The following is a 24998-nucleotide window of genomic DNA, read 5'->3' on the forward strand; positions in this document are numbered from 1 at the left end:
TCCCGGCCGGTCCAAGCGTCCGAGTCATCGACGTCGTGGTACTGGACAGACCTTCGTGGTACTGGACAGACCTAATGTGTGTTCCGGCTTGTGGCCACCGCTGATAGTGCCGGGATCGATATCTCGGCGTTTGGCACATCGAGTATCTCACGATTGACCGCCTGTATCGCAAGATCAAGCCAGTGCATTGCACTGACAAGCTCAACATCCTGGGCAGCGCACTTTGCGTAGGTGATGAGGCGCGCCAGCGCGACAAGCTCAGTCAGATCCTCCGCGGATCTCTCGTTTGGGCCCTTGCCGGCCCGGTCGCCTTCAGATGTAGCGCTCATCCACGTTCTCCAACAATGAGGAGAGCATATTGGATAGAGGGTGTCGCGGCCCGTGAATAAGGCGTGAAACAAGTTATAGGTGCATTGCACGCGAAGGCGCATCTGGCGAGGATCTGAGGCCGCAACGGGACTGTGGCGCGTATCCTCTAGCGAGCAGCAACAGCCATAGCGCGTGCTCCGACACCGAGTGCAACATTTGGGCGTGGTAAGACCCCAAGTTCCCTCCGAGACGGTGAGGTTCGAAGCTGCGACGGGGACCCTTATGACATAATAGCCTTTGAAATTGCTCGGCTGCCGTAGCGACGCGCCCGTTGGCCGTCGGGATTTTCGAGAGCAGGAATGAACACCTTGGCGACACTGAAGGGAAGGCTGGGATCGCCAAGAGGCAGAGCAGCGACCGTATCGACGCGCGCCTCCCGCAGCGCATTCAATGTAAACTCCAGAAGTTGCCGCAACATTTGCGGTCCCGTTGACGTCGGCGTTGCCCCGACGGTCGCCACAGCGTCAAAAGCGCGCCGGGTCTGCACCGGCAGCGGCCGCAGAAATGTCTCGGGCAATACATCGTCACGTGCACCGCTGATATAGGTCAGCCGGGACTGCGCCGCTTCGGTGATCGCGCGTATCGCCGCGCGAACCGGCGATGGATGAGCGCCACTGCCCCCCGTTACCTCGACGAAGCGGACGTCGGGTCCTGAGCGAACGTTCGGCGGACCCAAAATGGCCGTGAAGCATGGAATGGCGATGTCGCTGGTGATATCGAAAAGCCGAAGCAGGCAACCTGCCGCATCAATCCTCTCGACCAAACCATCCAAGGCCGGATCCCGGAAGGCGCGCGGGTCAATACACTGCGAAAACCTGCGTTCATCGCTGCCGATCTGCCAAAGGACGTGAGCGTCGCGCTCGACACGTTCAAGGATGCCATGCAAGGTCGCTTCCTCAAGGTTGTTGCCCGAAGCCAGCCCATCGGAGGACATCCAGAACCGACCACTGCGTGTCCGATCGAGGATTGCGGCTTCGAGCGGCACATAGATATCGGTCGCGCTGAGGAGTTCTTTCGCAACCGCCCACGCAACCACTTCCTGTTGATCGATATCCTTCCCGTGGAGAGCGATCAGGCCACTCAGCGGCTCGACCCGATGCCCCAATTCACGCAGACGAAGCGCGCTTGTCCAGATAGGTTCGATAAATGGTTTGTTGGCGACAGTGCGCTCCAGTGCTTCCATGGCGGCTGACACCTTGGCGTCGTCGTCATGCAAGCCCTTGCCTTGAGCGACGACAATCGAGCGCGCATTGGGCGTGTAGGCGCACCAGACCGGTATGCCAATTCGATCAAGGCCCGTGTGACGCGCAAGGCGGGTGATGCCGAAATCAGCGAGGATCGGTCGAACACGCGCCAGCGTTTCTGAGGCAGCCATGATCCGGTCGGAGTATGGAGCGGCGCAACCGGCAATCAGTGCAGTGCCTCAGCTCTCTACGTGGCCGGAGAAGACTGCCTTTGCCGACGACACAGCAACAGCGAAGTCGACTTTCTTGACAAAGGTCCCGCCTGCCTTGCGGATGTCGGCGGCCTTCGCCAGATCTCCTGTCGCAGCATCAAGGGGTTTTACCGTGCCTGCATCGAGATCTGCGACCCAAAGGCCTGCTTCTCCCGCAATACCAAAAACGACAGCTGTTGCCATGGACGTTTCTCCTTAGGGTTGATTTCAGAATCCGGCTTTCTGTAGGCCCTCGCGGTAAAGCTCCTTCTGCCACTGTTCCTTGAAGGGAACGACAGAGAGCCATTTTTCCAGATCGAAGACGGGGTTCAAGATCTCGGCGCGCTGCCGATAGAACTGTGCTCGCTTCCGGTCCCCCATCATCGCGCAGCTGGCAGCGGCGATACGGTGGGCGGGAGCTTTGTCCTTCATCGCCTCCACATATGCGATGGCGTCTTCATACCGCTCCAGAAAGTAGCTCGCTCCCGCCGCACACCAGAGATAGGCATCGGGGGATATTGGATTGAGCGACATCGCCCTCTGTATCTTCGCCAGCGCATCCTTTGGGCGGGAGGCATGCACGAGGGTGTCGGCATGGCTGTAAATGACGTCGGCAAAATGGGGACTTAGCTCTTCGGCCAGGCTGAGCGCTGCTACACTCGCGTCCACATCGCCAAGATAGAGCTTTGTCACGCCCAGCTCACGGTAGCCGCCCGGCAGGGCTGCATCTCTCTCTATTGCCTTCATGGCATTCGTTTCGGCCAGTTGCAGCAGTTCCGCGTTGCCCTGGGCAGTCACGAGCCACTCGCTTGTGTATGTTCTCGCAAGCCCGGTGAACGCGGGGGAAAAGTCAGCGTGATGGCGAAGGGCCTCCTTGAATGCAGTACGCGCCCTTCGGATATGAGGCAGAGTAAGCTTGCCCATCAAGCTCGCGCCAATCAAATACGAGTGGTAGGCTTGAGGGCTCGCCTCGATGCTCAGGCGTGCCTCCTCGTTCTTGGCCAATTCGCGGACGACCGAGGAGGTCAGCTGCTGCGCAATCAGGCGCCTCTGCGTGGGGAGGGTCTCGGCTGTCATGCTAAAGCGGCTTGCCCACAGGATCTCGTCAGTGGGAAAATAGACAAGCTGGGCGTAAAGCCCCTCACCCGACAGCCTTGTATCAAGAAGATAGGATATCGAATGCCGTGCGACGACCACAGCCTTGTTGGAGTCGCGGCGGATCTGTTCGGCAGTATGCGGCGCCACGATTGAGACGTTTCGAAGGGCACAGAGTTCGATGGTGACATCTTCGATCAGGGCGCTTGCAAGCGGCAGCCCCGGTGCATCGCCTTGTGACGTCGGCGGCAGCAGCACCAGGCGCGGAAGCGCCGGGCGAGGCGGAGCGGCCGGTTCAGCGCGCAGATCCGTGTCGGTCAGGCTCCTCAGCACCGGATAGGTCTCTGATCCGCTCGTCTTTTCTCTCTCTCCCAGGCTCGCTGCTCCAGGCAGTCGACGCAGCATTGCCCTGATCTCTTCGTCGTTGGGATCTTTCTCCAACAGATGAAGGCCGGCACCGGAGAGCATGCGAAAATGATTGGGACCGTTGGCGACCGGCAAAGCGTCGAAGAGCGCCTCGCGCAGCTTCAGTCTTTGGTTCCTGCACTCCGTCCTGATCCAGTCATCAATGGGTTTGGTCGCCGGCCGCAAGGTTTCCAAGAAGCCGCGCTGAAGGAGATCGGTGATTGCGAGCAACCTTTTCAGTGGGGGATCGGTGGCGTCCAGCACCTGCAGATCAACCGACACGACCGATGTCACGAGACGGATCGAATTCGACATGATCTCAAATGGCGGCGAGATGGCGTCACCATCGATGCGCCGAACACGTGAAATCAATTTGCGCAGGTTGAGACCTGCGAGCTCGGCATCGGCATCGGCCCACAGAAAGCTCGCCAACTCATGGCGTGTGAGGACGTGCGGCCTGCGCGTGAAGAGGTAGGCCATCATCAGGAGACCTTTGGCCGGATAGCGAACGGCATTGCCATTCGCATCTGTCAGCTGCAGGTCGCCAAATGTTTGTAAACGGTACACGCGCTACCCCTGTACCGTTTCCGCCTGATCCCAGACATCGCGATTGCTGCCCGTCTGCCCTGCCGAGCCAAGGCTTCTCGCCAAAGCGAGCAATTTCTGTCGCACATTGGCATCTTCGATCGCGATGAACGCCTTGCCAAGCGCCAAACCTTCCTTCGATGCCATGAACTGTGCCACTGCATCGACATCCGAAGCTGTGGCACCGTCACGTGGCTGGGCATCGCCGTTCTCAAAGAAGAAACCAACGGCGACGCCGAAAATCTCCGCTATGCGCAGCAGCCGGCTGGCACCGATCCGGTTGATACCTTTCTCGTATTTTTGTATCTGCTGAAACGTAATACCCAGGGCCTCCGCGAGGCTTGACTGGCTCATACCAAGCATCTTGCGTCGGAACCTGACGCGTTCGCCGACATAGGCATCAACGGCGTTCGTAGATTTCGCCTTCATGGTCTCCCTCGTCTGCAGTATTAGGATTTCGGAATTCATATTGATGGCTTCCCAAGAAAATGCAACCAAAAGTAAATTGTTTTCTGCACAATTCTTTTCGGATCCTCGTCGTGTGGGCGAATTGAATTAAGTGAACGGGCTCGCGTTCTTGTGTGCCGCCTTCGCCGCACGCTCCTTGGTTGGTCCACCGGTATGAACAGCCGGAACGCCGCTGACACCATTGCGACGACAGAACTCCCTCTGAACGGGACGCTGGCATTGGCCACTACCTAACGTAGTGTCACGTCGATTTCACGCGAGATCCTTGGCTTTGTCCCTATAATCCCGACCAAAGGCTGGGGTGCCGAGATCATCATCGCTGACGATTCTGTTCAACATGTCTGAAGCTCCGGGCAAAACACCGCCATGCGCCTGCCATTTAATCGGAGATAGAATGTCATGGAGTTGCCTGCCATACACATCAGCCATGCCGATCGACTGTCAGCGTGCCGACAGGAGATCGAGGATGCTGTCCACAAGATTATTTTTAGCAACGATCAGGCGGAATTTTCCTCGGCGGAAATCGCAATGGCGATCGCTGACATCGCCGACGATTATATCCTGAAGCTGTCCAAGCGGCAGGCGGCGACCCACTAAGCCTGCCTGTTGCAGGAGCCGATCGGCAAACAGCTTCGCGGCGGACGCTTGGCTCTTGCCGTCACGCCTTATAGCGATCAAGCGCAGTCAGGTATTGGGTTGGCGGGTCCGCCTCATCCCAATTGTAGATTTCTGCTCGCAAATAGGCGAGCTCATCTGGAAACGCATCCTCATTCATCTCGATCCACCAAGACTTCGGTCGGCCGTCGCTGCCATCGGACCAACGGTATCCCCTCGCCTTCAGATGGTCCTTCATGTCGAACGGGCTGTGCTCGGCAAAGATGCGCACGCGTGATTGCTGGCTCGTGCGAAACAACTCGGCAAACGGGGCGGCGTCCGGTTCTTCGCGGCGCTCGAGGATTTGCAGCAACGCGAAGCAGTCGTCGACGGCGCGGTGTCCCTCATGAAAAAATCCGGCCTGGCCGACGAGATAGCCGAGCTTGGTTCCTTCAAAGCCGCGCGCGCTCCAGTCGATCTCGCGGACCGAGCAGGCCCAGGCTTTGTTGGCAAATACGTTTGAGAAACGCTCGCAGAATGGCCGGTCGAAACCTGCGTTATGGGCAATGATCAGATCCGCCGGTTCGATCAGACTGCGCACGGCCGCCATATCGATTGCCTGGCCTTCAACCATGTCGTCGGTAATGCCCGTAAGCCTGGTGACATCCGCCGGTATTGGTCCGCTCGGTTGTTGCAGCCCGCCGTAGACGCCGTGCACCTCGCCAATATTGCCACGGTCATCGAAGGAAAATGCGATCGCGCCGATCTCGATGATCTCGTCGGTCTTGTGATTGAGGCCCGTTGTTTCCGTGTCGATAATGACGCCGACTTGCGAGAACCCCGGCCGTTTGGTCGGTACGATCTGACGCTGAGGCAGCTTGCGCAGGATGCGGTAGTTCCCGCTTTCTTCAAGGGTTCGCGCCATGTCTTCTGGGGATAGGGGCGCTCCAACTCCCCGCTTTCTCTGCGACCTCACCTCGATCGGCTCATCCAGGGAGGACGCCGCATCGGCAAACATGTCGAGTTGCGAGATCATTCTGTTTGCTGTGCTGTTGCTGGCCATGCCCCAGAATAGAAAACGGAAAGGGCTAGAACAACTGGCAGCGGACCGTTCTGCACTGCTTTGCTACGGGGGCGTAGCGGACCGCTATGTCGATCAATCACCGATTGATTGATTCTGGCCAATCGGAGTTCCTCCAATGTCAGAGCAAGTGCGACTACGTGATCCTGTCGGTTTGGGTCGAGCATAGAGCCCGTACGGTGCAATGTCGGGGTCACCAAATGGCTGCGTGAACTCTATACGGTGACGAGTAAGAGGACATAGGCGACCACAGTCACCATTAATCCGCGGAAAGCATAGGTCACGCAGCGATACTTGCCGCGCGCAATGGCAGACAGGATATCGGCGTTCTCCATGTACTGGCCGAAGAGATAGGCTGTATCGCGCCGCGCCGCCGCCTCCCGGAAACGATCGCGGTGCTTCGGCCATGCGCCCCAGAAGAGCGAGGTTGAGGAGTTTACATGCCGGGGCAGCACTACCATGATCGCCGACAACACCGAAACGACGGAGGCGACCGCCAGTACCCCTGAGAATAGGATGCCCTGCGGCGTGCCTTGTGCATAACGCGCCCAGGTAAAAACCTCGCGTCCTTCACTCGACGTCACCAGAAATGCGAGCATGAAAGTAAAGATATAGGCGGCTTTCTGGTCAGATATCTTGATTTGGTCGTAAAATATGTCGTTCACCTTCTTGATATGATCAAAATAGTCGGCGCCGACATCCTCCGTTGACGGAGAACTCATCAAGAAATCCGAGGAACCTTCAAAGTCGCTCACGTCATTCCCCCACTTCAAAGTGTTACCCTGATATTACACTTGGCTAGCAAAGCAAATCCAACGCGAAGCGACCGATTGACTTTTCCACCGCAGACGGACAATTCCTTCCAGTATGAGGGGTAAATTGACGAGATACGCGTGCGGGGGCACGGCGATCGCGCTGGCGATGTTGTGTTCGACGCAGCCGGCAGCCGCGGAGCCTCTTGGCCGCACGGCCCGCGCCGCCGGTTCCGTCGTCGATCGAAAGATCGGCGAGGAAGTCCGCTTCGTTGACCTATCCAACTGGCAAAGCGTCGACCTCCACCAGGATCTCCTCGGGGGCGATGTGCTTCGCACCAATGCCAACGGCCAACTCGCGATCCTCTTTGCCGATCACACCCAGGTCCGTCTCGGACGGAATTCGGCACTTCAGGTTAAACAGATGGGTACGACGCGCGACACGATCCTGAACCTGCAGTCCGGCACGATGTGGGGCCGCGCGCAGCGCGGTGGACAGGGCTTGACCGTCGAAACGCCAGCAGCAGCTGCAGCAATCCGGGGCACCGACTGGACCCTGACGGTCAAGGGCAACCAGACTTCATTGATCGTGCTGGAGGGCCACGTACAGCTGAAAAACGAGCTTGGCAGCGTTGAGGTGGCGCAAGGCGAAGCGGCGGTCGCCACCATTGGTCAGGCGCCGCGCAAGCTTGTGATCGTCACCCCCGACGACCGCGAGCAGATGCTGTTTTACCTCACTCTGCGTAGCGGCTTCACATTCATGCCGGCCTCGCCACTACCGCTCCAAAAGATGCGCACCGAGCGAGGCCGCATCGAGGCCAAATCGCCGCAGACCCGAGGTGCGGAGGATTGGCTGTCGCTGGCAGAGATAGAGCTATCCATGGATGGCCGCCAGAAGGCACTCCAATCTTTGGCAAGAGCTCGAGCGTTTCAACTATCAGCCCGCCAGCGAGCCCGCGTCGACCTGATCGAAGCCCTGATTGCCGGCGCGGAGAAACGCTATGACGATGCTGCAAAGCTGTTTTCCAGAGCGGAACCGGCGCTCGATCCGCAACGTCGCAGCATTGCGGCATACGGCGGCTATTATTCGAGGTCGCTGCGCGACCCCAATCACGTGGAGAAGCCACCCGCCAACATCACCGGCCCCTACGCCGCCGTGATGAAAGCCTATACGGCCGGGTTCCTGGAAGACATTCCAGCCGCGATCGAGACGATGAAACAGGCGGAAGCCCAGTACCCCTCCGATTCCCGCTTACCGGCACTGCGCGCCCAGCTTGCGCTTCTGATCAACGACCGCGTTCAGATGAAGGATGCGATAGACCGTTCTTTATCGATAGATCCGACGGATCCTGACGGTCTTCAGGCACGCGCTCGCATGCGTGCAGACTTCGAGGGCGATCTCGACGCTGCGCTTGAAGACCTCAACAATGCGATCAAGATCGCGCCCGGCTCTTCCATGGCATGGAACGATCTCGGCCTGCTTCAAGATGCCCGGGGTGCGAGGCGCGAGGCGGAGGCTGCCTTCAAGAAATCCATAGAATTGGATCCCGACGACCCGATCAGCCACTCCAATCTCGCAGTGCTCTATCTCGACCAGTCGCGCATGAAGGAAGCAAAGCGCGAGATTGATCTGGCGCTTGCCGCCGATCCGGCATTCGACGTCGCCCTCCTGGCCCGCGGTCGCTACTATCTACAGACGGGCGAAAGGGACAAGGCGATCGACGACCTGCTCGCTGCCTCGACAGCCAATCCCTGCTATTCGCAGGCGCAGCTGATGCTGGCGGCAGGCCACTACGAACAGGGTGACCGCGACCCGTCGAACCAGGCGCTCGACAACGCCGACCGCCTCGACAAGAACGATCCTGTGATTTCGGCCTTCCGCACCGCGGTCGCCATCGACGATTACGATGCGGATGGGGCGATCAGGAACGCGCAGGAGTTTCTGAGACGGGCGCGGGCACGTGGAGGAGACTATAGCGCACTCGGCGCCAACCAGGATGCAGGCTCGACGTTGAACAACGCCTTCCGCTTGCAAGGGCTGGACGCCTGGGGACGCTATTATGGAGACGTGGTTTTCGATCCATTCCAGGGCAGCGGCTATGCGGACCAGTCGATCAAGGGCAGTATCAATCCATTCCAAAACGCTACCGTATTCGGCTCGAGTATCGTCGAATACCTGCCAAACACCTCCAGCTTTTCCTCTCTGTTCCAGGGCCTGCTTCTCGATCCTCATATGCTGTCGGGGCGATCACGCTCGGCGACGCTTCTGCGCACCCCTTTTATTGAAGGATCTATCGGCGGCGGCATAAACAGCGTGGGCGGCCATACCGGGCGCATCGGGGAGGCCGAGATACAGGGTTTCACCAACAAGACCATTCCGATGAGTTTTTACGGCAACCTGCGCTGGGAGGAAATTCCTGGCGATGGGAACTACAATGGAGTATTCGGCGGGTTCTCGACGGAAAACAAAATTCTCAGCGGTAACGGGTATCTGACAGCGACGATCACCCCCGACGATCGTGCGGTTGCATTCGTCAATCATTCCAACGCCAACTTCGACCTTAATGCACTCACCGAGGGAGACCCTCTGGCGATAGGTTTCCCGTTACCGTTCTACAGCAACCGAACCGATGCAAGCAGGTTCACCAACGCCGGTATCGGCTGGAGCCATACGTTCGGCTTCGAAAACATCGTAAATGCCGCCCTCCTATACACTGGCACCAAGGCAGACAGCGACCGCAATTTTGAGTTCGATCTGGCACCAATCTTCGCGCTGCCGGATCCACTTCTCGTTCCCTACGGACAGGGGTTTCAAAATACCCGGCTGGAGAACTATATCGCCGCTCTCAACCATACCTATGGCGCAGGTGACCTGACATGGCGGTACGGTATCGAAGGGGGCTGGACCGATTCAACGGCGAGCATCTATGCCGAGACGTTTTTTCCACCCGACGCAACATTCGTCGCAGCCGACCAGCATCTTGGTGTCGGCCGTATTTATGTCGACGCGCTACATGACCTAGAGCCGAACATCAAGGCGGAGTATGCGCTCTTCGGTACCTACATGAACGGCGACGGCGTTGACGTCAGCCGGCTGGAGCCTCGCTTCGGCGTGGCGTGGGCCCCTGTCGAAAATCAGTGGCTGCGCGCAGCGTTCATTCGGCAGGGCACCGAGACCGGGTCTCCAACCCTCGCGCCAATCGGTATCCTTGGTTTGCAGCCCAACCAGTTTACCGTGGGAACAGAAGGATACACCGACACAATCGCGCTCCAGTGGGATGGGCAGTGGAGCGACCAGTTCTTCACCGCCGTTGAGTACCAGCATCAGGAATTGCACGATTTCTCGATTGGGCTTCCCTTGACGCAACTCGCCTCGATTGACAGCTTGCCACTTTCCAGAGGGCGCCTGGACCGAGCAAGCATCACGGCCAATGTTGCTATCGGCTATGGTTTCGGTCTTTCGGCGACCTATGCCTATATGAATTCGGAAAACAAGGATGATGCAAGCATCGGTTTCGGCGGTGCACTGCCATTCATTCCACGGAATTCGGGCCAGATCGCGCTGACGTGGGTCAATGAAGCAAAGGTGAAGACCATCCTTGCGGCCAACTATGTCGGCGAACGCAACGGAGACGATATCGGCACCAAGCTCGATGCTTACTGGACGCTCGATGCAAGCCTCATCTGGGAGCCGTTCGACAAGCGCATTGCCCTCGAGGCGGCGGCCTACAATCTTCTTGATGACGATTTCGAGGTGGCGCCGGCGGTCCCTGGCTGGGGCCGCGCCTTCAAGGGCACACTCAAAGTTCGGTTCTGATGAACGCTGACGCACCCCTCGGCCAATCATCTCGTTCCTCTGGCTGGCCACTCAGCGGCCGCAGCCTGCACTTGCTGGTATTGGTGGTCGTTGCGTTGGTCGCGATATCGCTACTGTCTCGATTGCCGGCATGGCCGTTGCTCGAGCTTCGCTCCTTCGATTATCTATCGACCATCGACAAGCTTCCGCCGCCGGCAGACGGCCCCGTCATCGTTGCGATCGATGAGCCGTCGCTCGCCGCCATCAACGCGCAGTGGCCCTGGCCGCGGAGCCTGCACGCCGAGTTGGTTCGTCAGTTGCGGGCGGCAGGCGCCAAGGCCATCGGCCTCGACATCATCATGGCCGAGCCGTCCACACCGGAAAATGATGCAGCGATAACAGCAGTGGTCGGACCGGACGTCGTGCTTGCCGGCGACGAAACCCTGATCACGACGCCCCAGGCTGACCAACTGGTGCGTGCGACGCCACTGCCGCAGCTGAGCGCTGCCGGAGCCCGCACAGGCATCGCTTCGATCGATCTCGGCGGTGACGGCGTCTTCCGCAACATCCCGCATTACGAAGACGGATTTGCAGCGATGCTGTTGTCCGCTGCCGGCAATACGGCGGCGACCATTCCTGAAAACGCGATGGTCCAGTCGTTCGGTCCGGCCCGCAGCTATCCGACGGTCTCCTACTATCAGGCGCTCGATCCGCATAATTTCTTGCCGGAGGGGATCTTCAGGGATCGTGTCGTGCTGGTTGGCCTCAGCCTCCAAAACGCGCCGGAGATCGACAAAGGTGGAGCGGACGCCTTTTCCACGCCCTATACGATGAACACGGGCAAGCTCACTGCCGGCGTAGAAATACAGGCCACCATCTACGACAACCTCCGTCGTGAAATGGCGATCACGCAATCGAGCCCCCTCACCCTCGCCGCTTCCATATTGGCCGCCGCGCTACTCGCCGCAGCAACCGTTTGGCGAGCGACGGGCTGGCGAACACTGGTCTCGGCTCTCGTCGCCATTTGCGCTTTTGGCGCTCTGAGCTACATCGGCATTCGCTTCGGCCAGCTGTTCGTATCACCGCTCGGACCAACCGTGGCATACGTTTCGGTGACCTTTGGACAGGCTGCACTCGACTACGCGGAAGAGCGCAGGAACAAGCAGCGTATCACACGCGCCTTTTCGCAGTATTTATCGCCCGATCTCGTCAAACGGCTGTCCGACGATCCATCGCAACTGAAGCTTGGGGGTGAGCGACGCACACTTTCCATACTCTTCTCCGACGTCCGCGGTTTCACGACGATCGCTGAAACAATGAAAGACGACCCAGAAAGGCTGACTGGCCTGATCAATCGCTTGCTGACGCCTCTGTCTGATATTGTCATGGATCAAGGCGGGACAATCGATAAATATATGGGCGACTGCATTATGGCCTTCTGGAATGCGCCGCTCGACGACCCTGAACATGCACGTCATGCGGTCAAGGCATCGCTCGCGATGCAGGCAGCAATCGCCCGGTTGAACATTCAGCTCGAGCGGGAAGCAAAGGCAACCGGCGCGCCATTTCATATGCTGCGTATGGGCGTCGGTATCAACACCGGCGAGTGTGTGGTCGGCAACATGGGTTCGACCCGGCGCTTCGACTATTCCTGTCTTGGAGACGCAGTGAACCTCGCCTCCCGCCTCGAGAGCGCTTCGAAGAACTACGCCGTCGCGCTGTTGCTCGGCGAGGAGACCGCAAAGCGGGTTGCTGCCGCATACACGGTCGTCGAACTCGATCGTATCATCGTCAAGGGGCGCACCGTGCCCTCGCCCATCTTCACAGTCGCTGACGATGCCGACGGTCTAGGCCTGGCCGCCCACAAGTCCTTTCTCGATGCGAAATACGACAGGACGCTGACACCGCTCGACGTGCTGTTCGAAACCTTGCCGGCGATGATCCCGTCGCTAGGCCCCTACTACGAGATTGTTCGCAACGAGCTCTCGAGCTCACAGGATGACTGAGTGTATCCACATAGCGCTCAGGGACAATCCCTCGCGGACCGAGCACGCCCAGGCTTTGTTGGCAAATGCGTTTGAGAAACGGTCGCAGAATGGCCGGTCGAATCCCGCGTTATGGGCAATKACGGCGGCGTAGGTTGGCTGAACGGCGATTTTTCCGGTGGTGGCGCCACAGCGACTGAAGACTTCAACGGTGGTCTGTTTGGCGCGTTTGTTGGCTACAACTGGCAATTCGATAGCATTGTGCTTGGAGTCGAAGGAAGCCTCGAATACCGTTGGAACGACAAGGATTTCGGTGCGTGAACGTCGGAACGGACTGGTCCAACAAAGTTCGCGCCCGCGTCGGCCACGCACTGGACAATGCCCTTACGGCGCTGCCGGCTGGATGGCCAGCCGCGCTTTCGTGGAAGAAGCAGGCTTTGACGATGAGACAAAGACCTTCAGTGTCTACACGACAGTGCTGGTATCGATTACACTTTTGCGAATAACGTCTTCGTTCGTGGCGAATATCGCTACGATGGCTACGGTAGCAAGGACATCCTGGGCGTTGATGTTGACCTTGACCAAAACGTCGTAAAGCTTTGGTCTAGGCGTGAAGTTCTAGTGCCTCCCAAGCAAAGATCAGCCCCGCGTCGGCGGGTTTTTTGTGAGAGATTGTGGACCTCCGGGCGCCCATGCCGGTCAAAACACAACCGAATCTAAGGAAGATCTTGAGCCTTGTGCTTTTTCGTTGGAGTTGACCCCGAAGCATTGACGGTATGACCAATCGGTGCGCGCGACGCCACCGCCGCAAATGAGTGCCGCCGGAGCCCATCCAGGCAACAGTTCGATCGGTCTCGCCGCCGACAGCGTCTTCGGCAAAACATCCCGCGTTGCGAAGACGGATTTGGAGCGATTGCTGCTGACTTCTGCCGGCAATGCCGTCGCGACGATTTCTGGGAACGCGATGATCCAGTCCTTCGGTCTAGTTCGAAGCTATCCGACAGTCTCCTACTATGAGGCATTCGATCCGCATAATTCTTGCCAGAGGGGATTTTCACGGATCGTATCGTGCCGGTTGGCGGCGTTGGCGGCCAAGCTGAAAGAGACGCTCGAGGAAAATGATTTCACCCGAGATAGAATTCGTGTCTATGGCCTCATAGCGAATGAACTGGTCGGACACGCGAGGAAGCAGCGTATTCAGCGCACGATTGCTCGTCGGCCTTAATTGCACTGCTGCGATCCTCTAGGGTGCCGACGGGAACGTTGGTCATCTCCTGGTGACCGTTGCGCCTCCTCAGGCGTTAGGCGCTCCCCGGAACTAAATTGCCCTTGGACCGTTTTCCGAGTGAAAACAGAAATGGAGGCACCAATGCGCTGTATTCTTCAGTCTTTTGCGATTGGAGCGATCGCTTTTGGCAGCCTGACCTTCGGTTGCTCGTTCGCGACCGCCCAAGACGTCGAATTTCGAATTGGTCCTGACGGTGTTCGCGTCTATGACAGGGACCGCGAGCGAGAACGCGACCGGTACGATTACGATCGCCGTGATCGCGGTCGAGGCGGTTGCAATCCCGGCTTAGCGCTGGATCGAGCACGCGACGCTGGGTTGACTCGCGTATCCATCGCCAGCCAAAACGCCCGTAGCATTACGGTTCAAGGTGTTACTGACCGCGGTCGTGATAGAATGATCTTCGCAAACACCCGAGGCTGCCCCGAAATCGGATAGCGCGATGGCGAGCATGCAAAATGGGCTTCGGGCCGCCGGACGACCTTCTCCTCCCTCCCCAAGATATACGACGGTGGCCCCCATTTATCTCGATGGCTCGGAGTTTCTGCAACTTTGCGGCGCTTCGATCTCGCCCCAAGTCCATCCCTTACAGCGGGTGCGGAGCGTTAGCTTTCCGCGCCGATGAATGCGACACTCCTCGTGATGCTCAAATTCAACGGGGATCCGGAGGACGCCACGCGATGTTGAAAGCCACGTTTTTCATTCATCAATTCATTTCGTCCCATGCCGATGCCGGTACAACCGACTGGATGCGTTCTGGCCAGATGGTTTACATCTTCGACCCTCAAAGGTCGCATGCAAGCCGCGGGCGGGGATATGCTGGCGCGACCACGGCCCAACCCCGAATGATTTCAGTGGTGGGTATGGTTCAGCGTAAAAACCCAATGACCAGTCGCCAAATCTTGGCACGTCATCGGCCCCACCCGGTGGGCACGCCGGCACTATCCGCAAGAGACGCCGTGCCGTCGACGTGACGGCAGGTGCGCGCCTTGCAATCGTAGCACTGTTGCGCGATGTTCAGCACTCACGAAGGCACCGCCACTTTCGGCGGGTTGCAGGCACTCTCAGCCCATTTTCTAAACATGTTGCTCTGAGGTCTTACTCCGCCTGAGGTGTCGCAGGTGGGTTTGCCGCACCGAGTGCAGACGAAGCCACTTCCATTGTGCTGCGCTACAGAGGCGGTTATGTCGACCGTACCGAGGCGACCCAATTCCCTCTCCCTCCTTGATTTGCGAGTTCATATGCATTTTAACTATCTCTAATGTATTATTGCTTTTGGAGGCGTGCTGTGCGGCGATTCAATCTTAGGCGAGATTCAGATGACCAGTGGTTGGTCGTGGATGGGCTAACCATGGAGCCCGCCAAGCTCGACGATGTTCCGGTTGCCGGGCTTTGCTGGCGGGAGGCATGCGAGTTCGTCGACCTCCTGAATTCGATGGAGGTCATCGAGCGAGCTGCAGGGAGTTACGGCCGGGCTACCCACCCTGCACCGTAGAAAGCCGCTGGCGCTCGATGCGTTCCATGCGCTGCTCTCAAATCCAGCAGGAAATCACGACAGATCTTCCTTTTGAAGGTACGTCTGCAAATACCAAAGTAGATGACGTCCCACACATTGCTAGAGGAGGTTGAGGAGAAATGACTCGGGATTTCATGGACTTCCCATTTCTCCCTCGGGCGCAATCCAAAAGGTCGAGACTCTAAACTGGCCCCGCGGGGCCTTTTTCGTTGTGGGGTGGTCAAACTCTCCCGTTGTTGCGCGTTTGCACTAGCCTAGCTGGTATTCATCGTCGTAAAAACAACGCATAGACGAGCACGCGAGGAGAAAACGATGGTCGCTCTGTCGATTGGTCTTTCTGTTGCGATAGTCGCAATAGCCAGCGTGTTTGCGATCTACTACTAGCCGGGAGGACCGCTACGGTCTCTCGATGCGGGCTGGCCTATCTCACAAGGTTCTGTCGCCAGGCTCGCGATGCCTCACGCATAGCTGAGGGCTGCTATAGGATCGGCGCATGGAATAACGGCTCCGTTGAATACTTCATTTGCCTGCGAACGAATCACCAAGCGCCAAGTTCAGTCGCGTCTGCTGAGTGGGACGATGCCATGCAGGTCCATCCCTCATCTGTACCGATATGCTGGACTCGAGTTGCGATCGACCCGGGCAAATACAGGGTGCTGACACCGCCGGGATCAGAAGAGCGAGTTTGGCGAGGCGCCTTGGTAGCGTGGTCGAGGCGCAGATCAACGGCAACGCTATTACGACGAAGGCGGACGTCACAAGACGCACCGATCAAGCACGCCAGGCGCCGGTTGTCCACGAGCACGAGGGGCTCCAGATTGTGGGATTTCGAGTTGTGGTGTATCGAGGGCCGAGACCGCCATAAGAGGAAACCATGCAACCATTCAGCAAACGGCACATAGGAGAGCTTGATGGCTTGCGAGGCCTAGCGGTCGTTATGGTCTTAGCCTGGCACTTTATCGGCTCCATGATGGACAGATCTGCGGGCGCGGTTCCTGAATTTATCTACGCCGCTACGATTTTCGGAAGGACCGGAGTCGATCTATTTTTCGTTCTATCCGGCTTCTTGATCATTGGCATTCTCGCCGACGAGAGAGGCAAACCGGGATTGTTTCGGACATTCTACGCCAGAAGACTTGTGCGGATCCACCCGCCCTACATCGTTCTCATTATCCTATATTGGGCCTGTTACGCGGCGACCGGCCCGAACGCCGCTTTCAACGCTGCCCCGACTTTCCTTGTGCAGCTTCTCGCCCAGCTAACCTTTACGTGGAACTGGCTGATGGCGCGGTATAACGATGGGATTGCAAGCGGTTTCTCGGTCACGTGGTCGGTGGCCATTGAGGAATGGTTCTATCTGATTTTTCCGGCCATAATTGTCGCCACTCCGCGTAAGGCACTTCCGTCTCTTCTGCTTTGCATTGCATCAGCCTCCGCGATCGGTCGAGCGACCTTCTATACGATGAGACCAGACCTTTACATGGCGCCGTACGTTCTCATGCCGTTCCGTCTTGACGGCCTAGCCATTGGCGGGCTGCTCGCGTTGGCCTACAGAGACCGTAGGCTTTGGGACCGTATCGCGGTCAACCGCGCCGCTATATGGAAAGCCACCGTCATTATGGCGGCACTTGTCCCTGTTCTTATCGGTGTGCTGCGCAATAAACTGCCTTTTCATATGTACACTTGGGGTCATGCTTTTCTGGCGGCGACGGGCTGCCTTATGATCGCATCCGTGCTGCTTTTTGAAGGCACGGATCGCGTGCGCCTGTTGAGAACCCCAATCCTGCGCAGCGCTGGGAAGATATCCTACACCCTGTACCTGCTGCACCCATTGTTTCTGAGCCTTCTCTTTGTCGTCGCAGGCAGAAGAGAGATGGTAGCCTCTGTGGCCGACGCTGCTCTAGCAGCATCCGCATTGGTGATTGCAGTTGCCGCCAGTTGGTTATCGTACTGGGTGATAGAGAAACCACTACGCGATGTCGGTAGGACGAGATTCCGATATGGAGACCAGCGATCGGCCAGCGCCGGACTTCAAGTGGGAAAAGCGCAATAGATGGACCTTGGGGTGTATCCCTCGATGCCGATCTCTTCCCTTGCTGCCAACCGGCTCGCCTTTGAGGCCGCCAGCAAAGCCGATGAAGGCGAGATTAATCTGACCACCTTCCAGGCTGCGGAGATATCGCTGATGTTGCCGCCGGGGAAATGGATGCCCACATCCGGATAGCGATCTTTGCGAGGAACGCCGGCTGCACGCCTGTCGCCGCCGGATAGACAAGCCGATCCGCATGTGCTCGACGGTCTTGCCGGCAACGCCCTGGTGATCTCGTGGTGAAATCGATTTCGCTGGCCTGCGCGAACCCTTCTGTACCATTTTTCACATCGCTTGTCTCACAGCGAGACATAGGTCCAGGTTTCAGACATTGGATATTAACGACACATCAGGCCGTGCGACGCGTGACGTGGGACAGAGTGTAAACGGATAAGCGCAAGAATCGCTTGCATGAATCGCAAGGCGGCCAGAATGAAAGATGATCTTTTTAGCATCCCGTTGCTCGTTAAGGAATTTGACCTTTTCGCTGATGAGCTGAGCAAACTTCCCTCGTCGGTCGAGACCACGGCCCTGGAACTTCGATTCGCGTTGCTGCGCCAAGCAGTCGAGGCGGAGCGTCGGACCCGGATCACCGATGAAGTGAATATCGATCCAAACTAAGGTGCCCCTGTTGCGTGGCGCTACTCACCGCGTTGGAGGAGGAGTACCCTCCCAACACACGGATATCGTGGCGGCGGGACGAACGGCACACGACTGCGTTTTTGCGGACACCTGAACTCGAATCTTCAAACTTCGTTCACCTTATCGTTGCACCGTGCCTAACCAAGGGCGACTCGGATTTATGCGGGACACAGTGCATGAGCGAATATCAAAATAGGGCCGTAGAGCTGTTGATCGCGACCATTGGAGAAGCGACAGTCTTGGATCATGTGGATCGGAGGATCCGGTTTCTGCGGCAAGCGATCGAACTGTTTCACGCAATGGGTGGTTCCGCCGAAGAGGCCAGCGCCGTTGTCTCAGCCGCCATATCGAAGCCGGCATCCGCTGTCTCTACCAAGCTCGGGGACCTCATGGGCGAACTCGCTGGCATCGGATATTCTCATGACATTGACATGATCCAAGCCGCCTACAATACCTTGGATCAAGGCTGGCAGCGCATTACCCCCATGGAGACCGGCAAGACAGCTGGAAGTGCTAGGAGCGCATAGTAGGCAGTGGCTAGCCGATCGGCTTCCTCGCACTGAGTGCAAAACGGTGCTGAATTCCCCGCGAAAGCGCCTTTAGATAGCTCCAGTGCCTTGCCTGTGCCCTGTGGATTTCCCGCAGGTTCGTGTCGACCGAAATACTCTCGAAGCCTGCCTTTTCGAGCAAATCCGCCAYGAGGTCTGCGCGGGCGCCACCCGAGAAATAAACGCGTGACAAGATGGTGTTGTGGGTCTGCGCCATGCCGGTTGGCGCATGAGGGGCATCAGGCTTGACGAGGCCGAGCCTCTCCATGGCCCGAGCCAGTGCCTTCAAGACACGCTCCGTTCTGCTCACACTCACGAAATCCCCATCGATGATCAGGATCCTGCCTCCGGGCTTCAGCACACGCAGCCACTCGGCAAAGGCAGCCGCGGGATCGACAAGGGTCCAGACAAGGTGGCGCGTTATGATAACGTCATAAGCGCCGTCAGGCTCCATGGTGTTTTCGACGTCGGCCATTCGGAAGCGGATCGAGCGACGCCTGGAATTCGCCTTGGAACGCGCGCGTTCCAACATTGGTTCGGCCCAGTCCAATCCGGTGACCTGAAAGCCCAAATCATCCATCAGATGAGATACCACGCCGGTTCCACTCGCAAGGTCAAGTGCCCGCCTTCCCTCTCCCTGTCCCAGATGCTTCAGGACAAGACGATGCCACGCATCCCGTTCCTCGTCGGAAAATATCTCATGGCCTGCCGACAGATCGAACGTTGCCGCCCGCGCCGACCAATAGGCCTTGATCTCCTCCCGAAGACCGAAGTTGATTCGGCTCTCGGCGTCCCGCTTCATCAATGCCACTCCAATGTGCTGTTTCGTTGGAATCGTTCTAATAGATATAACTTGACGATTTAAGTCATAAAATCTTAGACGGAGCAAGTTTTCCACCGGAGCGATATATCAATGAGCCTCACAGCCAAAGTCTGCACCCTAGCGGCCGCCCTTTTTGTTTCCGTGGCCTGGCCGGCACTGGCCGACAAGGTTACCATCACTGATGTCACAGGACGCAGCGTTGACGTGAATGCGCCGGTCAAGCACATGATCCTTGGCGAAGGCAGGCAGATCTACTTCCTCGCCGCCCTGGACAAGGATGCTCCATTCGAGCATGTCGTCGGCTGGCGCGACGATCTGCCGAAGGCAGACCCCGAAACCTACGACGCCTATCTCAAGAAGTACCCCGAAATCTCCAGGTTGCCGACGTTCGGCGGCATGAAGGATGGTACCTTCGATATCGAGCAGGCTGTTGTGCTGAAACCGGACGTCATCCTCATGAACGTCGATGCAAAGACAGCCACCGAGGAAGCAGGCTACATCGAAAAGCTCGCCAAGGTGGGTATTCCGCTCGTCTACGTCGATTTTCGCGAAAAGCCGATGGAAAATACCGAGCCGAGCATGCGCATCATGGGCCAGCTCATGGGTAAGGAAGCCGTCGCCGACGACTTCATCAAGTTCCGCGCCGACAGCATCAAGCGCGTGACGGACGTCTTGGAAAAGAACAACCCGCCAAAGCCGGTTGTCTTTGTCGAGCGCGCCGGTGGCTATTCGGACGATTGCTGCATGTCGTTCGGCAACGAAAACTTCGGCAAGATGGTTGAGATCGCCGGCGGCATCAACATGGCCAAGGGTATCATCCCCGGAACCTTCGGGACGGTGAACCCGGAACAGGTGATCGCCTCAAATCCTGATCAGATCATCATCACCGGCGGGAACTGGGACAAATTTGTTCCGGGTGGTGCCTGGGTGGGTGTTGGATACGGTGCCGATCTCACGGAAGCGCATCGCAAACTGGAAGCACTGACCAAGCGCCCCGCATTTACGGGCGTCAAGGCAGTTTCTGATGGCAACGTCCACGCAATCTGGCATCAGTTCTACAACAATCCCTACCAGTTCGTCGCCATCCAGGAGATGGCAAAGTGGCTGCATCCGGACCTGTTCGCCGACCTCGATCCGGAAGCGACGTTCAAGGAATTGCATGCCCGCTTCCTGCCATTGGACTACAAGCCGGGCTACTTCGTCTCGCTGAAGGCTGAATGAGAATGGCAGCAAGCCCTGTCGAGGCAGGTGTGGCAGGGCGCGAGCAGTATCGCGCCCTCGCGTTTCGCCGGATCATGATCCTGGTGCTTCTGACCGTGTCGCTTTGCTTGAGCATTGCGTTTGATATGGCGCTCGGGCCGGCGAACTATTCGCTTTCGGACGTGGTTTCGGCTCTTTTGGACCCGGCAGCAGCAGCCAACCAGCTGCGTGTGATCATCTGGGATATCCGCATGCCGATCGCCCTGATGGCGGTGACCGTCGGCGCTTCGCTGTCGGTCGCCGGGGCACAGATGCAGACGATTCTCTCCAACCCGCTCGCAAGCCCGTTTACGCTTGGCATCTCGGCTGCCGCGAGTTTCGGAGCAGCGCTGGCCCTTGTCGGCGGCGTCGCTCTGTTTCCGGGTGCTGTCCAATACATGGTACCCTTGAATGCCTTCCTGATGGCGATGGCAGCAGCCTTGTTCATTCACTTCGCATCGACCATGCGCGGTGTCAGCGTCGAGACAATCGTGTTGCTCGGCATCGCGCTGGTCTTCACGTTCAACGCGGCTCTATCCCTCCTGGAGTATCTTGCCTCCGAACAGGCGCTCGCAGCCGTAGTCTTTTGGACCATGGGGAGCCTCACCAAGGCAACCTGGCCCAAGGTCTGGTTCACGGCTGCCGTGCTGGTCGTCACCATCCCACTCTTCATGAAAAATGCCTGGGCACTAACCGCTTTGCGCCTTGGGGACGACAAGGCTGCCAGCATGGGCGTCAACGTCAGGCGACTGCGGCTTCAGACAATGATGCTCGTCGGCCTACTTGCCGCTATCCCGGTCTCATTCGTCGGGACAATCGGCTTCGTCGGCCTTGTTGGCCCGCATATCGCACGCATGGTTGTCGGCGAGGACCAGCGGTTCTTCCTTCCCGGCGCCGTTATCTCGGGCGCGCTTCTGCTGTCAGTGACATCTGTCGTCAGCAAGGTGCTCATTCCAGGCGCAATCCTTCCCATCGGTGTCATCACGGCGTTGGTGGGCGTGCCGTTCTTCTTCGTACTCATCTTCAGCAACAGGAGGCGCGCATGGTAGCGCTCACGCTTAAAGATCTGGGCGCCACCTATGGCCGCAAGAAGGTTTTGTCGGACGTGAGCATAGATAACCTCACGGGCGGTAGCGTGACTGCGATCATCGGCCCCAACGCTGCGGGAAAATCGACGCTGTTCAAGCGCATCGCTTCCCTCGTGAAAGGGCCCGGCCTCGTACAGCTCTCGGCGACCGCGGGTGGCACGCGCACGATCTGCTACATGCCGCAGGATACCGGTGCCAACGCGGTTCTTACCGTCTACGAGTCGGTGCTCCTTTCCGCAAAGCAAGGCGGCGGCTGGCGGGTTGCCGACCAGGAGCTCATCGAGATCGACACGATCCTCAGGGCATTGCGCATCGACGACCTGGCATTTCGAGGGCTTGGAGAGTTATCCGGCGGTCAACGGCAACTGGTTGCGCTTGCGCAAGCGCTTATCCGCAAGCCCGAAGTGCTTTTGATGGACGAGCCGACATCGGCGCTTGATCTGCATCGTCAGGTCGAGGTGCTGAGTTTCATCACGAACGTCGCAAAACGCGATGGTATGATCGTCCTGATCGCGCTTCACGACCTCAATCACGCGCTTCGCTACTGCGAAAGCACGATCGTCATCGCCAACGGCGAAATGGCAGCCAGCGGCACCACGTCTTCAGTGGTGACGAAAGAGATGCTGCGCGACATCTACAGGATCGATGCTCGCATCGAACACTGCTCACAGGGCAAGGCAATGGTCATAGTCGACGGTGCGCTGCATTAGGGGGTGACGGCGATTGTCGGAGATCACAACACCGCGGATGGCACATGAGGTGTGATCAAGTCTGCAATGGCTCCAATCATTGGGGATCGCTGCCCGGCACCGCCTTTGAAGGTCGGCCGCGGCAGTCGTCGCCCCCGGATTGCGTTTTGAGATGATCGGAGGCGGCCGACAGACGCGAAAACGCTTGTCGGCCACATTGTTTTCATAGATATGCGTTTGGTGATCCGACCAAAATGGTCTGAGCAACGCTGGCGCGGCGCGTCTAAGACAAGGTGCCGTCTAAGCCGGATCAAACGAAGCACGCACGTGGAAGACCAATCTTGAATAACTGGTTCAACGTTTCAGCCAGCGCGATGCGCCCTTCCCTCACGATCTTTGGCTGTCTTTTGTGGCTGATCGGCATATCACCCGTGCTGGTTGAGAGCGATGCATATCGCTACGCCTCGTTGATCCTCGTCTGCATTGCGCTGGTGTACTACATGAAAGAGCCGTTGCGTCCGCGAACCAACTGGCTGGGCTGGCTCTGCATGGGCTGGGGTGCTTACGTGATCCTGCGCTTCGCATTCATATATCTAGTAACGCCGCATCACGATATTGGAGCCTCAGACTGGCTCTACGCCTTTCCGTTTTTCTTTCCGATTCTCGGGGTGGCCTTTGCGCTTTACGAGAGCGAAATGGAAAAGATCATCGCATCCTTTTTCCTCATTTCACTTGCGATGCTTGCCGTGACGGTCTCGATCGATGCTCCGCAAATCGTCAGCGGTGAAGCCGTCCGACCATTAATCATGCACAACCAAATTCACGGTGCTGTGGCCTGTGGCCTCATCATCGTGGCGTCGACCTTCTGGCTCCTTCACTATCTGACGTCACCGTCGGGCAACCCCGTTTTCGCGAGGATCGCCTACATCGTCGTCCCTTGCATAGTGTTGCTGTGCCTTATCGCCATCTATGGTGCAAAATCGAAGGGCGTCTGGCTGGCGTTGGGGATCACCCTTCCCCTGCTCGCCTTCGCTGCACTAAGGTACGTCAACGCGCGGGCGGCCGTACTCATCGTCGGCGGCGCCGCAGCACTGCTGATTGCCGGGCTCTATGCAGTGCGGCACAATATCGACCAGACAGCTGGACCGACAACGCTCGCCGCACTTTCGATGATAGGGAACGTCGTCGGCAGTGGTGATATTTCACAAACGATGACGCAAGCGATCGCATCCGCCGCCACGCCCACCTCGATGGATGAGCGTCTGCAGCTCTGGTCCAACGCCTGGGAAGTATTCTCGGAAGCGCCGGTCTTCGGCTGGGGAAACCAATGGCTGGAGCGCTGGCATCAGGCCCGTTATACGGGCGTTTCCTATACACTGCTCCACAATGGCTACCTAGAAATCCTGGTTCGCTTCGGCCTCTTCGGCGCATTGATCATGACCGCTATTCTCGCCAGCCTAGCAAGGTCGGTCTGGCGAGCCAAGCGCGTGGGCATTATTCCGCCTGCGGCGATGCACACATATTTGGTATGCCTTTTTTTCTTTGCACTAACCCTTCTAAGCAATTCCAACAACAGGCTGGCTATCGGCGAGAGCCTGGCGTTGATCAGTTCCGCCTTTGCCTGCTGGTGCAGCCTGCGTTTGCGCAAAAACGCAGCGGGCACAAATGGTTCTGCGTCCAGCGAGGCGATAGAGCCGTCAATCACCGACGGTGAGCACGGACACTACGATGAACAGGACCCTGTCACACCGACTGAACGCCCTCTAGTGGTCGCCTATGTCATCAATTTGGACAGATCTGTTGATCGATGGCGGCACGTAAGCGATCAAGCGAAAGAGCTGGGCATAGATATAGAGCGCGTGCCTGGCGTCGATGGCAGCAAAATATCCGTAGAAGAGGGTTTGCACCACAACCATGAGAAGTTTGTTCGTGGAAATGGGCGACCAATGCTTCCGCAGGAGTATGGCTGTTACTTGGCCCATTTGAGTGCTCTTCGAACCTTCCTCAGGAGCAACGCAAAATGCGCCGTGATTATGGAAGACGATGTAGAGCTACAGGCTGATCTGCTGGAGCGTGTGGAGGCGATTTTGGAGGCAGCTCCATTTGCTGAGGCCGTAAAGCTACTTAACCACCGCACTGTGCTGCATCGCCCGGTCGCGCGCACCCGTCGGGGTGACGTGATAGGCAAATGTGCCTTTGGCCCGCAAGGTTCTGCAGCCTGTTATCTTGTGACCCGCCGCGGTGCTGAAAAATTACTMAGGTCCATGGAAGAAATAAAGTTCCCCTTCGATGTAGGTCTTGAGCGGGGTTGGGACACCGGCATTCAGATCTTCACGGTGAGGCGCAATCTCTTGGAGCTTTCGGTGAGGGCGCTCGAAAGCCAGATAGCTGATCGCGCGCGATACCGGTCGATCAAGGTGAGAGGCTATAAGAAGATACCCACCCACATTTTTCGCATCGCCGAACTCGGCCGACGAGCAAGGTATTCATTTTCATGATGCCTCGGTCGCATAA

At 57.9% G+C, this 24998-nt stretch carries 21 protein-coding genes and 1 pseudogene; 13 read left to right on the forward strand and 9 right to left on the reverse strand.

All coding sequences use genetic code 11. From position 1 onward, the window contains the following. Nucleotides 1–71: 71 nt before the first annotated feature. The 5 genes from AC1DMK_RS20455 to AC1DMK_RS20475 form a co-directional block, all read right to left on the reverse strand. Nucleotides 72–329, reverse strand: coding sequence for a hypothetical protein (locus AC1DMK_RS20455; protein ID WP_051974177.1), 258 nt, complete (start codon nucleotides 327–329; stop codon nucleotides 72–74). Between the two features lie 260 nt (nucleotides 330–589). After that, a complete protein-coding gene (locus tag AC1DMK_RS20460) occupies nucleotides 590–1744 on the reverse strand; it encodes a YcaO-like family protein (protein ID WP_477861488.1) in 1155 nt (384 codons plus the stop codon). Nucleotides 1745–1792: 48 nt separating this feature from the next. Further along, complete coding sequence (locus tag AC1DMK_RS20465) at nucleotides 1793–2008, reverse strand: hypothetical protein (RefSeq protein ID WP_037066948.1); 216 nt, start codon at nucleotides 2006–2008, stop codon at nucleotides 1793–1795. A 24-nt stretch (nucleotides 2009–2032) separates the two neighbouring features. Next, on the reverse strand, nucleotides 2033–3871 hold the full coding sequence (locus AC1DMK_RS20470) for a peptide antibiotic resistance protein (protein WP_477861491.1): 1839 nt from the start codon (nucleotides 3869–3871) through the stop codon (nucleotides 2033–2035). Nucleotides 3872–3874: 3 nt separating this feature from the next. After that, on the reverse strand, nucleotides 3875–4318 hold the full coding sequence (locus AC1DMK_RS20475) for a helix-turn-helix domain-containing protein (protein WP_477861493.1): 444 nt from the start codon (nucleotides 4316–4318) through the stop codon (nucleotides 3875–3877). A gap of 438 nt (nucleotides 4319–4756) precedes the next feature. On the opposite strand from AC1DMK_RS20475, the gene AC1DMK_RS20480 reads away from it, so the two are divergent. Further along, nucleotides 4757–4954, forward strand: coding sequence for a hypothetical protein (locus tag AC1DMK_RS20480; protein ID WP_477861495.1), 198 nt, complete (start codon nucleotides 4757–4759; stop codon nucleotides 4952–4954). 61 nt (nucleotides 4955–5015) lie between these two features. Here the strand turns inward: AC1DMK_RS20480 and AC1DMK_RS20485 are convergent, their stop codons facing one another. Together AC1DMK_RS20485 and AC1DMK_RS20490 are read right to left on the reverse strand one after the other, a co-directional pair. Then, the gene (locus tag AC1DMK_RS20485) at nucleotides 5016–5987 is read right to left on the reverse strand and encodes a 3'-5' exonuclease (RefSeq protein WP_477861497.1); all 972 of its coding nucleotides are present in this window, start codon (nucleotides 5985–5987) and stop codon (nucleotides 5016–5018) included. 260 nt (nucleotides 5988–6247) lie between these two features. Continuing rightward, the gene (locus tag AC1DMK_RS20490) at nucleotides 6248–6787 is read right to left on the reverse strand and encodes a Pycsar system effector family protein (RefSeq protein ID WP_037066958.1); all 540 of its coding nucleotides are present in this window, start codon (nucleotides 6785–6787) and stop codon (nucleotides 6248–6250) included. Between the two features lie 112 nt (nucleotides 6788–6899). Here AC1DMK_RS20490 and AC1DMK_RS20495 point away from each other — a divergent pair, with 112 nt between their 5' ends. Both AC1DMK_RS20495 and AC1DMK_RS20500 read left to right on the forward strand, forming a co-directional pair. Continuing rightward, nucleotides 6900–10601: a FecR domain-containing protein gene (locus tag AC1DMK_RS20495; protein ID WP_477861500.1), complete on the forward strand. Its 3702-nt coding sequence runs from the start codon at nucleotides 6900–6902 to the stop codon at nucleotides 10599–10601. Beyond that, a complete protein-coding gene (locus tag AC1DMK_RS20500) occupies nucleotides 10601–12586 on the forward strand; it encodes a CHASE2 domain-containing protein (RefSeq protein WP_477861502.1) in 1986 nt (661 codons plus the stop codon). The genes AC1DMK_RS20495 and AC1DMK_RS20500 overlap by 1 nt, the downstream gene beginning before the upstream one ends. Nucleotides 12587–12616: 30 nt before the next feature. On the opposite strand, the pseudogene AC1DMK_RS20505 reads toward AC1DMK_RS20500, so the two are convergent. Further along, nucleotides 12617–12706: pseudogene (locus tag AC1DMK_RS20505) on the reverse strand (3'-5' exonuclease); the annotation flags it as partial. Between AC1DMK_RS20505 and AC1DMK_RS20510 the strand changes: the two are divergent. The 6 genes from AC1DMK_RS20510 (at nucleotide 12698) to AC1DMK_RS20535 (ending at nucleotide 18624) form a co-directional block, all read left to right on the forward strand. Next, nucleotides 12698–12886 carry a hypothetical protein gene (locus tag AC1DMK_RS20510; RefSeq protein ID WP_477861586.1) on the forward strand — a complete coding sequence of 63 codons (189 nt, stop codon included), beginning with the start codon at nucleotides 12698–12700 and terminating at the stop codon, nucleotides 12884–12886. The pseudogene AC1DMK_RS20505 and the gene AC1DMK_RS20510 sit on opposite strands and share 9 nt — an antisense overlap. A 2315-nt stretch (nucleotides 12887–15201) precedes the next feature. Beyond that, nucleotides 15202–15345, forward strand: coding sequence for a hypothetical protein (locus AC1DMK_RS20515; RefSeq protein WP_477861504.1), 144 nt, complete (start codon nucleotides 15202–15204; stop codon nucleotides 15343–15345). Nucleotides 15346–16240: 895 nt separating this feature from the next. Beyond that, nucleotides 16241–17419 (forward strand): acyltransferase family protein, encoded by a 1179-nt coding sequence (locus AC1DMK_RS20520; protein ID WP_477861506.1) that lies wholly within the window; start codon nucleotides 16241–16243, stop codon nucleotides 17417–17419. Next, nucleotides 17420–17590: a hypothetical protein gene (locus AC1DMK_RS20525; RefSeq protein ID WP_477861508.1), complete on the forward strand. Its 171-nt coding sequence runs from the start codon at nucleotides 17420–17422 to the stop codon at nucleotides 17588–17590. A 297-nt stretch (nucleotides 17591–17887) separates the two neighbouring features. Beyond that, nucleotides 17888–18076: a hypothetical protein gene (locus AC1DMK_RS20530; RefSeq protein ID WP_158447638.1), complete on the forward strand. Its 189-nt coding sequence runs from the start codon at nucleotides 17888–17890 to the stop codon at nucleotides 18074–18076. 197 nt (nucleotides 18077–18273) lie between these two features. Beyond that, the gene (locus AC1DMK_RS20535) at nucleotides 18274–18624 is read left to right on the forward strand and encodes a hypothetical protein (RefSeq protein ID WP_477861510.1); all 351 of its coding nucleotides are present in this window, start codon (nucleotides 18274–18276) and stop codon (nucleotides 18622–18624) included. 10 nt (nucleotides 18625–18634) lie between these two features. On the opposite strand, the gene AC1DMK_RS20540 is transcribed toward AC1DMK_RS20535, so the two are convergent. After that, the gene (locus AC1DMK_RS20540) at nucleotides 18635–19447 is read right to left on the reverse strand and encodes a class I SAM-dependent methyltransferase (RefSeq protein ID WP_477861512.1); all 813 of its coding nucleotides are present in this window, start codon (nucleotides 19445–19447) and stop codon (nucleotides 18635–18637) included. A 111-nt stretch (nucleotides 19448–19558) separates the two neighbouring features. Between AC1DMK_RS20540 and AC1DMK_RS20545 the strand changes: the two genes are divergently transcribed. The 4 genes from AC1DMK_RS20545 to AC1DMK_RS20560 all read left to right on the forward strand — a co-directional run bounded on the left by AC1DMK_RS20545 (nucleotide 19559) and on the right by AC1DMK_RS20560 (nucleotide 24982). Further along, nucleotides 19559–20689 carry an ABC transporter substrate-binding protein gene (locus AC1DMK_RS20545; RefSeq protein WP_477861514.1) on the forward strand — a complete coding sequence of 377 codons (1131 nt, stop codon included), beginning with the start codon at nucleotides 19559–19561 and terminating at the stop codon, nucleotides 20687–20689. A gap of 2 nt (nucleotides 20690–20691) precedes the next feature. After that, on the forward strand, nucleotides 20692–21756 hold the full coding sequence (locus AC1DMK_RS20550; protein WP_477861516.1) for a FecCD family ABC transporter permease: 1065 nt from the start codon (nucleotides 20692–20694) through the stop codon (nucleotides 21754–21756). After that, the gene (locus tag AC1DMK_RS20555; RefSeq protein ID WP_477861518.1) at nucleotides 21750–22505 is read left to right on the forward strand and encodes an ABC transporter ATP-binding protein; all 756 of its coding nucleotides are present in this window, start codon (nucleotides 21750–21752) and stop codon (nucleotides 22503–22505) included. Before AC1DMK_RS20550 ends, AC1DMK_RS20555 begins: the two co-directional genes overlap by 7 nt. 320 nt (nucleotides 22506–22825) lie before the next feature. Then, on the forward strand, nucleotides 22826–24982 hold the full coding sequence (locus tag AC1DMK_RS20560) for an O-antigen ligase family protein (protein ID WP_477861520.1): 2157 nt from the start codon (nucleotides 22826–22828) through the stop codon (nucleotides 24980–24982). Nucleotides 24983–24998 lie beyond the last annotated feature (16 nt).

The organism is Rhizobium sp. 05L419, from assembly GCF_056397845.1.